This is a genomic window from Ulvibacterium sp. (genome assembly GCF_965228935.1).
Taxonomy (GTDB): Bacteria; Bacteroidota; Bacteroidia; order Flavobacteriales; family Flavobacteriaceae; genus Ulvibacterium.
Map to the genome: position 1 here is coordinate 3,714,250 of NZ_OZ245846.1, position 14,001 is coordinate 3,728,250.

The window sequence follows — 14,001 nt, forward strand, 5'->3', positions numbered from 1 at the left end:
TATTTGCAATGCTATAAAATCTATGTATTCATATTGAAAAGATCGAGTAAATTTATTGGACTATTGATTCTCATAGCTTTGATTGGAGGCCTCCTTCTGCTAAGGGGCATATACGCTTCGGAAGATATGGACATTTTAGCCGCCGAACCGGAGCTCCATTTAAATGCGGAAACGCTTATTTCCCATTTTAAAAAAGAGAATGAGCACTATCTTGAACCGGAAAAAATAGTAGAGATAGAAGGTGCTATAAAAGAAATCAATAGCATAAATAACCGGATTACCATATTACTGGAAGGAGGTGCCAATGAATCCGCCTGCGTAATATGTGACATGCAGACCGACCAACTAAAAGGGATTAAAGAATTCAAACCAAGGGATACCATACGGTTAAAGGGAGTTTTCAAAGGTTTTTTGAAGGACGCTATTTTTCTAAACTGCATTATTTCCCAAAGAATAATCAATGAATAAAGTGATTCCACTTTTTTTCCTGTTCGTTTTTTATGGACAGTCACCGACCGAAGAAAGGATTATTGCCCGGCAGGGGAGAGTATCTTTTTTTTCATATACATCCGTGGAAAACATAAAGGCCGAGAATAATCAGGTTTTGAGTATCATCGATCTGTCCACACATGATATAGCGGTTAGCATGCTCATGAATGCCTTTATTTTTGAAAAAGCGTTGATGCGAGAACACTTCAACGAGAGTTATATCGAATCGGACATTTATCCAAAAGCTACTTTTGAAGGCAAGATCTTGGATTTCGACCCTTCGCAGGAAGGTGAGCAGACCAGGATGGTAAAGGGCACATTTTCCATGCACGGAACGTCCAAGGAATTGGAAATTAAGGCCAAAATAGAAAATATTCAAGGTAGGTATGTGGTATCGGGCACTTTTGAGGCCTATGTGAAGGATTACAGTATTAAAATTCCACCACTTTTGGCGGGAAATATTGCGAAAACAATTTCGGTGGATTTTAGATTTGAATATCAGCCGTATGAAAGCTAGAATCATAGTTTTGTGTTTAACCTGTGTCTGCGCTACAAATGCTGCGATAGGGCAAGACCTTTTGGGTATACTCGATAAGGAATACGAGGACACCCCCCAATATACCCAGGCGACTTTTAAATTCTCCAGGATTACCTTTGGACATTCCATAGAAACCAGAAAAAAGGGAATTTTGGATGTCTTTGTGGCCAATCGATTTTGGAACACCCCGGCGGATAGAAGCCAAAGCTTTGCCGCGGATCGACTAAGCACAAGGATTGCGCTGGAATATGGTATTTCAGATCGATTTTTAATAGGATTTGGGGGAACGACCTATGACGGTTTGTTCGATGCTTTCGCGAAATACAAATTGGTCAAACAGCGGAGCGATGGTAAAGGGTCCCCTGTAAGCGTTACATTCTTTCAGGGATCGAGTTATTTCAGTGAAGCCCTGGTTTCCCCAACTATACAGGATGATTTTTCCAATAGGCTATCTTTCACCTCACAACTGCTGATCGGCAAGAAAATTTCTCCTAATTTCTCGCTTCAGATAGCACCTACCTTTATCCATAGGGGATTGGAGTATTCACCGGAGGATCCCCAGAGTCATTTTGCCATAGGTTTTGGGGGACGATACAAATTGGGCAATCATGTCTCGGTAGTATCCGAATACTATTATACTGCAAACCCTATAGAATCATTCGATACCTATGGCCCATTCGCCTTGGGCGTAAATTGGGAAATCGGTGATGTTATGCTTCAGTTTATGTTGACCAATGCCGTTCGCATGGTGGAGGATTCGTTTATAACGCAGACGCGCAACAACTTCAATTTTAGAAACCCCAATTTAAACTTTGGGTTCAATATGACGTATATCCTCCATTTTAAACGTCACCTCAAGAAAAAGTGATTTTTTTGGATTACAAAAAGCACTCCTTACCCATCCAGAATGTTCATTGATGCTGTGGCGGGCCAACTTCTACAATAAAACATTTCTTGAATTATGGTCTATGATATGAAATGGAACAACCCTTGACTTCACTGTTTTTTGTGGGATAATTTGGCATATAAAAAGCGGCAGTACCACTTGGTATTGCTAACTTAGCCAGTGAAATTGATTCGGATTCATTAAACAGTTTTTGCGATGAAAAAAGGATTTTTGATAGATATGGATGGGGTTATTTATAGTGGGGAAACGATGATTGAAGGAGCGGATGTCTTCATCGCCACTTTGCAACAGCAAAAAATTCCCTTTTTGTTCATGACGAACAATAGCCAACGTACACCTTTGGATACCGTAAATAAGGTGGCCAAAATGGGCATACATATCAAGGAAGAGAATGTTTATACCAGTGCCATGGCCACCGCTTGGTTCCTTTCCTTTATGAACCCCAAGGGAACCGCCTTCGTTCTTGGGGAAGGTGGGTTGATTACCAGTTTACATCAACAAGGGTATACCTTGGTAAATCAAAATCCGGACTATGTCGTGGTAGGGGAAGGCAGGAATTTCACCTTGGAAATGGTAAACAATGCCGTGGACATGATACTTTCGGGATCAAAACTCATAGCGACAAACCTAGATCCCTCCCCAAAGAAAAAAGGTTGGGCAAATTTAGGCATCAAAGCCGTGGTGGCCATGATAGAAGAGGCTACCGGAAAAAAGGCCTTTTCGGTAGGAAAACCGAGCCCCGTAATGATGCGGGCCGCCCGAAAGACCTTGGGATTGGAGACCCGGGAAACGATCATTATCGGGGATACGATGGACACCGATATATTGGGTGGCGTGCAATTGGGCTATACGACCATTTTAACATTGTCCGGAGTATCCAAAAAAAGCGTTTTGGACGATTACCCCTTTAAACCGGATATGGTCGTTGATTCCGTAGCCCAGTTGGACTTGAAGGCCGCACTGGAAATGCAGTGACCAATACATGTAAAAAGTACGGCAAACCAGGCTTTTGTGTTTTTTGAATACAATCCCTTTAAATTCTATTTTTTGGAACTATTTTTACGTGCATGGAAGAATGGTACCATTATCCGCTATTGGTAATTGTAGGTTTCGCCGTTGGGTTTATCAATACCGTAGCTGGAGGGGGGTCTTTGATTTCGCTTCCTGTATTGATTTTCTTGGGATTGCCTCCAAGCGTTGCCAACGGAACCAATAGGGTTGCCGTTGTAATTCAAAATAGCTTGGCTACCATTGGTTTTAAGAGCAAGGGCGTCACCACTTTTCCATTTAATCTGTATTTGGGCCTATCTGCTTTATTGGGTGCCATCATCGGGGCTTATATTGCCGTGGATATCAAAGGGGAGACCTTTAATAGGATATTGGCCATTATCATGGTCATCGTTGTCCTTATCATTGTTTTTAAGCCTAAAATGAAATTGATGGAGTTACAGGAAAGGATTACGGGCAAATACCTTTGGATCGGTATCCTGGCCTTTTTCTTTTTTGGAATTTACGGTGGATTCATCAACGCGGGCCTGGGATTTATAATTATCCTATTTTTGCACTATGTAAACCAAATGACACTGGTACGGGCCAATGCCACAAAAGTGGCCGTGGTGCTCATCTATACCATAGCGGCTTTAGTGGTCTTCGTTATCAACGATAAGGTGAATTGGGAAGTCGGTCTCATATTGGCCGTTGGTAATGGAACCGGGGCTTGGTTCTCCAGTAGGATTTCGGTAAAAAAAGGGGATGGCTTCATTAAGACGTTTTTGGTCGTAATGGTCATCGCCATGTCCATAAAACTCTGGTTTTTTGGGTAATGTAATTTGGTTAATGGAGCTTTCCATTGTTTGTAAATTTAAATACAACTATGTCTCACAGTATAAAAAATCTTGAATGGCGCTATGCCGTAAAAAAATTCGATTCGGAGCGTATACTCCCCCAGGAAAAAATTGAATTGCTAAAACAGGCTTTCAATCTTACCGCCACTTCCTATGGGCTACAACCGATTAGAATGGTAGTTTTGAAGGATAAGGAACTACAAGAACGGTTGGTGCCCCATTCCTTTGGTCAACAACAAGTAGCCCAGGCATCCCATATTCTGGTGATTTGTATCGAAAATGTAATCAACGCCGATTTTATCAAGAACTATTTTGAAAGGGTCAAAAGAATTCGGGACACCCCGGACGAGATTATAGAACCTTATTTAGAGGCACTCCTGGACGATTTTTCAAAGAAAGAGACCTCGGAAATTCGACAATGGTGTATCAATCAGGCGTATTTGGCCATGGGCAACCTTTTGACCGTGTGTGCCATGGAAAAGATCGACTCCTGCCCCATGGAAGGCTTTGATCCGAAAGGTTATGATGAACTATTGGAGCTGAACAAAAGGGGTCTAAATTCCATATTGGTTCTTCCTGTGGGCTACAGGGCAAAAGACGATATGTTCTCCGGTTTTAAAAAAGTTCGAAAAAAAATGGAGGACAGCATTATCGAAATGTTCTAGAATGCGTTTATTCCCTTAAACCTTAAACCTTAAACCTTAAACCTTAAACCTTAAACCTTAAACCTTAAACCAATATATGCCTGGATTTGAACTTTTTAGCGATAAGGAAAGAAAGGAAGTAAACGACGTGCTGGATTCCGGTGTTTTAATGCGCTATGGGTTTGATGGAAATCGTAACGGACATTGGAAAGCCCTGGCGTTGGAAAAAGCTTTGGCAGAACGTATGAAGGTCGGCTATGCCCAAGTAGTGAGTAGCGGTACCGCTGCGCTTACCATAGCCTTGGCCAGTGCTGGCATAGGGGCAGGGGACGAGGTAATAATGCCCACGTTTACCTTCGTGGCCAGTTTCGAGTCCATTTTAGCGTTGGGAGCCGTTCCAATTTTGGTCGATGTGGATGATACGTTGACCTTGGATCCCAAGGCGGTCGAGAATGCCATTACCAAAAGGACCAAAGCAGTGATGCCGGTACATATGTGCGGATCCATGGCCGATTTGAAGGCCTTGAAATCCATTTGTCAAAATTATAAGCTTTTGTTGTTGGAAGATGCCTGCCAGGCCATAGGAGGTACTTTTGAGGGAAAACCTTTGGGCAGTTATGGGGATTTGGGCTGTTTTTCGTTCGATTATGTAAAGACGGTCACCTGTGGTGAAGGAGGAGCTATCATTACAAATAATAAGGACTATTATACAAATGCCGATCATTTTTCCGATCATGGCCATGACCACATTGGAAAGGATAGGGGAGCGGAAGGGCATCCTTTTTTGGGATACAATTTTAGAATATCGGAGCTTCATGCGGCCGTGGGGTTGGCGCAAATTCAACGATTGGATGAATTTCTGGCCATTCAAAAAAAGAACTATCAGATTTTACGGGAAACCTTGGAAGGCATTCCTGAAATCACCTTTAGGCGTGTTCCCCAAGCTGGGGAGGAGAGCTATGCTTTTTTGAGCTTCTTTCTTCCCAATGCAAACATGGCAAAGGAGGTTCATACGGCCCTAGGCGAAAAAGGTGTGGACGGTTGCTTTTATTGGTTTGACAATAACTGGCATTACTATCGCAAATGGGAGCATCTTATACATAAAAAATCCTTGGGCAAGCTGCCAAAGGAAGTTCGTGAACAGTTGCCCGATTATTCAAAGTCCGACTTTTCCCAGTCCGATGAATGGATCGGAAGAAATATCTCCTGTCTTATAAAATTGGGATGGTCAGAAAGCGAAGTGCAGGCCAGGGCTTTAAAAATGGCCGAAATCATTGGGAGCTTTCTAAAACAATTTTAATAGGGAACATATTCCACTATTTCCAGACCATAACCCACCATACCCACACGGCGTTGGGAATGTACGGAATTGGTAAGAAGTCTCAATTTCCGAATGCCCAGATGATGAAGGATTTGGGCCCCAATACCAAAATCCTTCGTATCCATACTTACTTTGGGGGCTTTGTAGATATTCTTTTTTTGTAGCTCCTTCATCTCGGACAAACGTTTGATCAGATTAAGCGACTGGGATTCCTGATTGATGAAGACAAAGGCGCCCCTTCCTTCCGCATTGATGGCGTGGAACATATCCTCCAATTTTTTTTCGGGTTTGTCCGTAAGGGTACCCAAAATATCACTGTTCACCAAGGTTGCATTGATACGGGTCAATACCGGTTCGCCCTCTTTCCAGGTTCCTTTGGTCAATGCAATATGCACATGGTTGTTGGTAGTCTGTTTATAGGCCCTAAGCCTAAAATCCCCAAAACGGGTCTTTAATTGAAAGTCCTCCTTTTTTTCGATTAGGGAATCGTGCTGCATCCGATAGGCTACCAAGTCCTCGATGGAGATAATTTTCAGGTCAAATTTTTTGGCAACCTCCATCAATTGAGGCAAGCGGGCCATGGTGCCGTCCTCGTTCAGGATTTCTACCAAAATCCCTGCGGGCTTCAGGCCTGCAAGCCGGGCCAAGTCTATGGCCGCCTCCGTATGTCCGGTACGCCGCAATACGCCTCCACTCTTCGAGCGTAATGGGAATATATGCCCCGGTCTACCCAAATCGTGGGGTTTCGTATTATCATCGGTCAAGGCCAAAATCGTCTTTGCGCGATCCTGGACCGAAATTCCCGTGGTACAACCGTGACCTATTAGATCCACGGATACGGTGAATTGAGTCTGATGTAGTACCGTATTATTCTGGACCATCATATCCAAGTGAAGGCGATCGCAACGCTCTTCGGTCAAAGGGGCGCAAATAAGTCCGCGACCGTGCTGGGCCATGAAGTTTATCATTTCCGGGGTTGCCTTTTCAGCTGCTGCAATAAAATCTCCCTCGTTTTCCCGATTTTCATCATCGACAACTACGATTACCTTTCCATTTTTAATCTCTTCAATGGCTTCTTCTATGGTGTTAAGTTGAATGTTTTTTTCCATCGCAGTTATCATGAGGTACTAGGTTTTGATACTTTTTTCTTGAAAAAATCCTTGACTCTGTCCAGAACACTTGCAAAATTCATAAGGCCTTTATCCGCGGTAGCCCTTTTGGTCAACCATATGCTTAAAGGTAACATTATCATGGTAGATAACCACGCTCCCAATATAGGGTGTATTTCATTTTTCTTGGCATAATTATCCGCAAACACCCCGATAAAATAGTAGACTAAAAATAGCATAATGGCTATGACCATGGGAAGTCCTATACCACCTTTCCGAATAATGGCGCCTAACGGGGCACCGACAAAAAACAAAATGATACAGGAAAGGGCCAGGGCGTACTTTTTATGAAGGGAAAGGATATGTCGGTTGTAGATTTCATATCGTTTTTGTAACTCCTTCTTCTTCGCTTGAACCGAAGTTAAAATATTCGATGCATTGTTTTTTGCGGTATTGATCAATTGCACTTTCTGCCAACTCTCAAACAAGTCCACAATACTTCCGGAATACACGGTAACGGAATCATTGATCGTTCCTGGAATTTCTTCCGTTTTTGAAATGGTTTTATTTTCCTTACTCTTTTTTATTCTGGATTTGTGCAAATTGGTGTCCACAGGCTGTAAAGGAACAAAGGCCCCGATTCTATTGGAAATACTCTTGGAAAATGACCGTACAATACGAAGATTGTTCTCCTCCAGGGAATCTATATCCTTGATCAAACGCGAAACGTTCTTCATTTTGTCCGTAGTGGTATTGACGTCCTCTTCCAGATCCACATTGTTGAATTCGGAAAGGTCGATATTCATAACATAAGTCTCGAATTCGGCTTGGGCAAAGGGATATTTTCGCTTTTCGTCACTTTTCTTTTTAACGACATTCGTATAATAATGACCATCCTTAAGTACCAATTGAAGGATATCCGACTTTTCGCTACTCTTAAGTTCTCCGGTCTGGGCCTTAATGACCGTATTATTGACGTTGGTCTTTGTTTTTTTATGAATGATCACATTTTCAAGAAACCGGTCGTTTTCGCCAAACTTTTTTTCGACCTTGATATTCATGTCGGCTCCTTCAAAATCACTAAAAACCCCCTCCGCAATGGCTACTGCGGGCTTTACCTTGGCAATGTTCCTTCGCATATTGTAAATCTTCTGTTCCGATGCGGGAATAACGCTATTGGCAAAGTAGAAGGTTACCCCTCCCAGTATGACCATAAAAATGATAAGGCTCAACATGGACCGTTGCAAGGAAATACCGGAGGCCTTCATGGCGGCGAACTCATAGTTTTCTGCAAAAGTACCAAAGGTTAAAATGGAAGAGAGAAGAACCGTAAGGGGCAGTACTTTTTCGGTAAGATTGGGCATCATATAAAAGAAAAACTTTCCTATGATGACCAAGTCCAGGCCTTTACCCGCAAAATCGTCAATAAAGAGCCATATCGTCTGAAAAATGAAAATGAACATCAATATGACGAACGAACTAAAAAAGTTAAATAGGAATCTCGATAAGATGTATTCGTCTAGAATTCTCAATGTGTTACTCCCTTATAATGTAGTACCCTTCATTTTCGTATTTGTTCTCATCAAAGGTAAATAAGGTTTTTGATAAGGGCTGGTCTGTTTTAAAAGAATTAACAATGAAGGTAGTGGTGGTGCCGTTCTTACCGGTTTCTATCAGTTTATAGATATGCTTGGTCTCCACATCTATGCCCAACAAAATGGATCGGATCTCCGTATTGGTATCGATGGGAACCAATTTTACATATTGTATTTTTTTACCCTGTACATTCTGGAGTATGTCCCACTCATAGTTGTGCCCCTGTTTGTAGAAGGTGAGCATCTTTGATGGGGTCACCGTATTTTCATCATCGGCCAGATTCTCAATGGTAATTTCCTCGTTTTCGGGAACGATGGTATATACTTTTTTGCCATCATACAATTGCTGCGAACCCATGAAATTGATTAGGTATTTGTCCCCCTCCAAGGTAACGTCACCCCGGGTCTCCTGATTAATCGCGGCCTCGGTATTGTTCAATACATATTTGAAATCCACTTGGATATTCCCGTACCCCTTAACTTTGTTGTATACCTCGTCCAATAAGGTTTTGGCCTTTCCGGAATTCTGGGAAAAGCCGATAGTGTAGATCAAAACGGTAGTTGCAAATAAAAAAAACTTCTTCATGCTGCCTTAATTTGATTCATTGTTCAATAATTGATCTAGGGCATAGATATCCGAAACCAGTACCTGTCTTGCCTTGCTGCCTTCAAAAGGACCTACGATCCCGGCAGCCTCCAACTGATCTATAATACGCCCCGCCCTGTTATAGCCCAATTTCAACTTTCGTTGTATCAACGAGGCGGAACCTTGCTGGGCCGTTACGATAACTTCCGCCGCCTCACGGAACATGGCATCCCGATCCTGAATTTCGTAATCAATACTTGTGCCAGAATCCTCACCTACGTACTCCGGAAGTTCATGGGCATGCGGGTAGGCCCGTTGCGAACCAATATATTCCGTTATTTTGGCCACCTCGGGAGTGTCCACAAAGGCACACTGTAGGCGGGTAACATCGTTCCCTTGTGTAAACAACATATCTCCACGACCTATTAATTGATCGGCTCCCTGGCTGTCCAAAATTGTACGGGAATCAATCTTGGAAGTAACCCTAAAAGCGATACGTGCCGGAAAGTTGGCCTTAATAATACCGGTAATCACATTTACCGAGGGTCGTTGTGTCGCAATGATCAAATGGATACCAATGGCCCTTGCCAATTGGGCCAAACGGGCAATAGGAGTCTCCACTTCCTTGCCAGCGGTCATGATCAGATCGGCAAATTCATCGATGACCAGCACAATGTAGGGCAAAAATTTATGGCCATCATGTGGATTCAATTTCCGTGTTTTGAACTTGGCATTGTATTCCTTGATATTACGTACCATAGCGGACTTCAATAATTCATATCGATTGTCCATTTCAATGCAGAGAGAGTTCAAAGTGTTTATCACCTTGGTGTTGTCCGTAATAATGGCCTCTTCCGAGTCGGGCAATTTGGCCAAAAAGTGGCGTTCTATCTTATTGTAAAGGGTAAGTTCCACTTTTTTGGGATCTACAAGAATAAACTTCACCTCGGCGGGATGCTTTTTGTACAAAAGGGACGTAATAACGGCATTCAATCCAACGGACTTACCCTGGCCAGTGGCCCCGGCCATCAACAAGTGCGGCATCTTGGCCAAATCCACAACAAAGGTCTCATTGCTAATAGTCTTTCCAAAAGCAATGGGAAGCTGCATTTCTGCCTTCTGAAATTTACTGGAAGCGATTACGGAACGCATGGAAACTACCGTGGCATTCTTATTGGGCACTTCAATACCTATGGTGCCTTTGCCGGGAATAGGGGCAATGATTCGTATACCCAGCGCCGCCAATGAAAGGGCAATATCGTCCTCTAAATTTTTTATTCTGGAAATTCGGACCCCGGCCTCCGGTACGATTTCGTAAAGGGTAACCGTAGGGCCAATAGTGGCTTTTATTTGGGCAATGCCGATTTTGTAATTTTTAAGCGTCTCGACTATCCTGTTCTTGTTCTCCTCAAGTTCTTTTTGGTTTATGGTTATACCTCCGGTTACCCCATGTTGGTCCAAAAGTTCAATGGTCGGGAATTTATAATTGCCTAGCTCCAAAGTAGGGTCGAACTCCCCAAAATCATCTACTAACCGCTCCGCTATATTCTTCTTCTCCTCCTTTTCCTCGACTATTTTTTCCACTTCCATGGCAAGATTGTCCTTTGGATCTTCCTCCACCGGGACAGCTACCTCAAAGTTATCCTCGGACTCCTTTTCCAAATGGGGAATATTTTCTTTGTGGGTATACGTATCGAGGACTATAGGAGTATCATCTTCCACACTCAATTGCATCTCTACGGTTTCGTCATTCTTTTTGTTCTTAAATTCCGAAGCTAGGGATGCCGTTTTTGTACGGAAAAAAATACCAATTTCCTCCGGGGAGAAATTGAAGAGACGAACCAAAATAAAGACCAGACCAAAAAGTAAAAGGAGAAGTACGCCGATCTTACCGGTGTAGTCTTGCAAAAAATCGTTCATTTCATAGCCTACTAAACCGGCCAGTAAAGGCTGTTCATTGGCAAAAAAGCCAAGGGCTATTGAAAACCAAATGAGGAAAATAAAACCCCAGATCCATTTTTTTAAAAGTCCTTGCCCCTTAATTCCCAAAAATAGATATAGACCGGTAATGCAAAGGAGGAAGGGAAATACAAATGTCGCTACCCCAAATCCTTTATACATAAAAAAGTGACTTGCGCTGGCACCGAATTTGTTCAAGAGGTTTTTGGCCTGTTCATTACGATCCGCAAACTCGGTCAAAAGGCTTTGATCCTCTTGCCAGGTAAAATAGAATGAAATAAAGGAAAAACATAGAGCAATACTTAGGAGGATCAACAAACTTCCCAGTATGATCTTGTTTTGCTTGGAGAGCCTTAGGGATATTCCTTTTTTGACGGATTTGGGCTTGGATTTTCTTCCCTTCTTTGCCATGAAATCTTTTATTCTAGGGGCTAAAATACAAATTTAGGGGCGAAGGCTTTCCAATTCCGGAGTCAAAAAATTTTAGGCAGATAAATGATAAGCCCAACGATTGAAGCGGCTACGGAAACCAACATAACGGCTCCCGCAGAAATATCCTTGATAAAACCGATTTTGGGGTCAAACTCCGGTTGTATGTAATCCGCAAGTTTTTCGACTGCCGTATTAAGACCTTCAATGCCCAGAACCAGTGCTATGGCCAGAATTTGCAAAATCCATTCCGTTGCAGAAATATCAAAATAGAATCCTGCTGCGGTAACCACCAAGGCCAAAAAAATTTGGATTTTGATACTGGCCTCGGTCCGAATCAACAACAAAGCCCCTTTGAATGCGTAACCTATGCCGTTCAACCGATTGCGCAGAAAGGACTCCTTAGGCATCCATTAATGCTTCGAGTGCCGCCTTATAATTGGGCTCGTCCACAGTTTCTGGAACCTGTTCCGTATATAGGATATTTCCACCTTCATCAAGAACCACCACAGATCTGGAAAGCAAGGAACGTAAAGGGCCATCGGTAAACTCTACTTGGTAGGCCTTGCCGAAATCCCCGTCCCGAAAATCGGACAACATCACTACATTTTCAATACCCTCGGCACCACAAAAACGGGTCTGCGCAAATGGAAGATCCTTGGAAATACATAGTACCACGGTATTTTCCAACTCCGCGGCTTCCTCATTGAATTGTCTTACGGATTGTGCACATGTGCCCGTATCAATACTGGGAAATACATTCAATACCACCTTTTTTCCCGAGTAGTCGGATAAGGAAGCATCGGACAGATCGGTTTTTGTCAAGTTGAAATCGGGAGCTTTGCTTCCATTAGAAGGTAGGTCGCCGATAGTATGTATTTCATTTCCTTTAAGCGTTACTGTTGCCATGAATTTATCGATTTTAATTTGATGTGAAATTATGAAATATTGAAATGAAATGTAAACGATATTTACAGAAAATGTTGAAATTTTCCAAAGGCAAAAAAGATGGGCCAAAGGAGATTCTATTGGGCCAAGGAAGTGGTCAATTGCTTTATCTTTATTCGGAACAAAGCAAAAAACAAGGTCATAAAAGGACTCAGCCAATTGAAGATGGCATAAAAGAAATATTCGGCTACGCTTACTCCAAGTACTCCACTATGATAGGCCCCACAGGTGTTCCATGGAATCAAGACCGAAGTTACCGTCCCAGAATCCTCTAAGGTACGACTCAAATTTTCCGGGGCCAATCCCCGATCTCGATAGGCCTTGGCGAACATTTTCCCGGGAACGACAATGGCCAGGTATTGATCGGATGCTGTCACATTGAGTGCCAGACAGCTGGCCACCGTGCTGGCAAAAAGCCCAAAAACGGATTTGGCCATAGCCAATAACGAACTACTGATACGGGACAAGGCCCCTATACCGTCCATAATACCCCCAAAGACCATGGCACAAACGATAAGCCAAATTGTACCCAACATGCCCGACATGCCCTTGGCCGAAAATAAATCGTTAAGGGCAGGATTGTCCGTAGGCACGGAAGTCTGTACCGTAATCGCCTTTAAAATCCCTTTATACCCGGACTGAAAAGAAAGATTCTTTGCATTGGTAATCCCGGCCACTATTTCGGGTTGGAACAAAAGTGCAAAAAGAGCACCTAAAAGCGTACCTATCAATAGGGCCGCCAAGGGCGGGGTCTTTTTTACAATAAGAAAAATGACCACCAGGGGTACCAAAAATAACCATCCATTGATAGTAAACGTGGCATCAATAGAGGTAAGAATAGAATCGATATCCGCGGTTCCACTGGTATCCAAGGTAAACCCTATAATGATAAATACGATCAAAGTGACGCTTATGGTAGGCACGGTGGTAAACAACATGTATCGGATATGGTCAAACAGCTCGCCACCGGCCATAGCCGGAGCCAGGTTGGTGGTGTCGCTCAAGGGCGAAAGTTTGTCCCCAAAATAGGCCCCGGAAAGTACGGCACCTGCAGTCATTCCCAAGGAAATGTCCAAGGCGTCCCCAATGCCCACAAGGGCTATGCCGACCGTAGCAGCTGTAGTCCAACTACTGCCCGTGGCAATGGAAATGATAGCGCAAATAATAACGCAGGCCGCCAAAAATATAGTGGGATTCAATATCTGCAATCCATAATAGATCATGGCGGGGATTATCCCGCTGATCAACCAGGTACCGGCCAGGGCACCCACCATTAAAAGAATCAACAAGGCTCCGGTGGTGGATTTTACGTTTTCCGCAACTTCAGTAAGCATGGTCTTGTAGGAAACCTTATTGAAGAAACCCACAATGGCGGCCACTGCGCCTCCCAACAAAAGAATAAATTGATTGGAACCACTAAGTGCATCATCACCAAAAACATAGACATTGTAGGCCAACATGCCTACCAAGGCCACAACCGGAATTAGGGCTTCCCAAATGTTAAGTTCCTTATTTTCAAGAATTCGTGCATCTTTTTGACGTTTACCGGATTTTGGGTCCTTCATACTTAATGTTTGAGTGGTCAGGTAATATTACGATTTTACCAAGGGCTATGCAAGTAGGGGCCTGGAT

14 protein-coding genes are annotated in these 14,001 nt (G+C 43.1%); 7 read left to right on the plus strand and 7 right to left on the minus strand.

Annotated features, from left to right (window positions below):
- The first annotated feature begins 63 nt into the window (after positions 1–63).
- The 7 genes from ACO06Y_RS15775 to ACO06Y_RS15805 all read left to right on the plus strand — a co-directional run bounded on the left by ACO06Y_RS15775 (position 64) and on the right by ACO06Y_RS15805 (position 5,722).
- Positions 64–468 carry an OB-fold protein gene (locus tag ACO06Y_RS15775; RefSeq protein ID WP_422079954.1) on the plus strand — a complete coding sequence of 135 codons (405 nt, stop codon included), beginning with the start codon at positions 64–66 and terminating at the stop codon, positions 466–468.
- Positions 461–1,006 (plus strand): YceI family protein, encoded by a 546-nt coding sequence (locus ACO06Y_RS15780; RefSeq protein ID WP_422079955.1) that lies wholly within the window; start codon positions 461–463, stop codon positions 1,004–1,006. The genes ACO06Y_RS15775 and ACO06Y_RS15780 overlap by 8 nt, the downstream gene beginning before the upstream one ends.
- Positions 996–1,895, plus strand: coding sequence for a DUF5777 family beta-barrel protein (locus ACO06Y_RS15785; RefSeq protein WP_422079956.1), 900 nt, complete (start codon positions 996–998; stop codon positions 1,893–1,895). The genes ACO06Y_RS15780 and ACO06Y_RS15785 overlap by 11 nt, the downstream gene beginning before the upstream one ends.
- A 234-nt stretch (positions 1,896–2,129) precedes the next feature.
- Complete coding sequence (locus ACO06Y_RS15790; RefSeq protein ID WP_422079957.1) at positions 2,130–2,909, plus strand: HAD-IIA family hydrolase; 780 nt, start codon at positions 2,130–2,132, stop codon at positions 2,907–2,909.
- Between the two features lie 92 nt (positions 2,910–3,001).
- Entirely contained in the window at positions 3,002–3,757 is a 756-nt protein-coding gene (locus ACO06Y_RS15795; RefSeq protein ID WP_422079958.1) for a sulfite exporter TauE/SafE family protein, read from the plus strand.
- 50 nt (positions 3,758–3,807) lie between these two features.
- Positions 3,808–4,443 (plus strand): NAD(P)H-dependent oxidoreductase, encoded by a 636-nt coding sequence (locus tag ACO06Y_RS15800; protein WP_422079959.1) that lies wholly within the window; start codon positions 3,808–3,810, stop codon positions 4,441–4,443.
- Between the two features lie 76 nt (positions 4,444–4,519).
- A complete protein-coding gene (locus ACO06Y_RS15805) occupies positions 4,520–5,722 on the plus strand; it encodes a DegT/DnrJ/EryC1/StrS family aminotransferase (protein ID WP_422079960.1) in 1,203 nt (400 codons plus the stop codon).
- Here the strand turns inward: ACO06Y_RS15805 and ribB are convergent.
- The 7 genes from ribB to nhaC all read right to left on the minus strand — a co-directional run bounded on the left by ribB (position 5,719) and on the right by nhaC (position 13,934).
- Positions 5,719–6,864 carry a 3,4-dihydroxy-2-butanone-4-phosphate synthase gene (gene ribB / locus ACO06Y_RS15810; protein ID WP_422079961.1) on the minus strand — a complete coding sequence of 382 codons (1,146 nt, stop codon included), beginning with the start codon at positions 6,862–6,864 and terminating at the stop codon, positions 5,719–5,721. The genes ACO06Y_RS15805 and ribB overlap by 4 nt on opposite strands.
- Positions 6,861–8,384: an LptF/LptG family permease gene (locus tag ACO06Y_RS15815; protein WP_422079962.1), complete on the minus strand. Its 1,524-nt coding sequence runs from the start codon at positions 8,382–8,384 to the stop codon at positions 6,861–6,863. Before ACO06Y_RS15815 ends, ribB begins: the two co-directional genes overlap by 4 nt.
- A 4-nt stretch (positions 8,385–8,388) precedes the next feature.
- Positions 8,389–9,033, minus strand: coding sequence for a LolA family protein (locus ACO06Y_RS15820; RefSeq protein WP_422079963.1), 645 nt, complete (start codon positions 9,031–9,033; stop codon positions 8,389–8,391).
- A gap of 6 nt (positions 9,034–9,039) precedes the next feature.
- Positions 9,040–11,403 carry a DNA translocase FtsK 4TM domain-containing protein gene (locus tag ACO06Y_RS15825; RefSeq protein WP_422079964.1) on the minus strand — a complete coding sequence of 788 codons (2,364 nt, stop codon included), beginning with the start codon at positions 11,401–11,403 and terminating at the stop codon, positions 9,040–9,042.
- Between the two features lie 62 nt (positions 11,404–11,465).
- A complete protein-coding gene (locus tag ACO06Y_RS15830) occupies positions 11,466–11,831 on the minus strand; it encodes a diacylglycerol kinase (protein WP_422079965.1) in 366 nt (121 codons plus the stop codon).
- Entirely contained in the window at positions 11,824–12,330 is a 507-nt protein-coding gene (gene tpx, locus ACO06Y_RS15835) for a thiol peroxidase (RefSeq protein WP_422079966.1), read from the minus strand. The genes ACO06Y_RS15830 and tpx overlap by 8 nt, the downstream gene beginning before the upstream one ends.
- Positions 12,331–12,446: 116 nt before the next feature.
- The gene (gene nhaC, locus ACO06Y_RS15840; RefSeq protein WP_422079967.1) at positions 12,447–13,934 is read right to left on the minus strand and encodes a Na+/H+ antiporter NhaC; all 1,488 of its coding nucleotides are present in this window, start codon (positions 13,932–13,934) and stop codon (positions 12,447–12,449) included.
- Between the last annotated feature and the right edge of the window lie 67 nt (positions 13,935–14,001).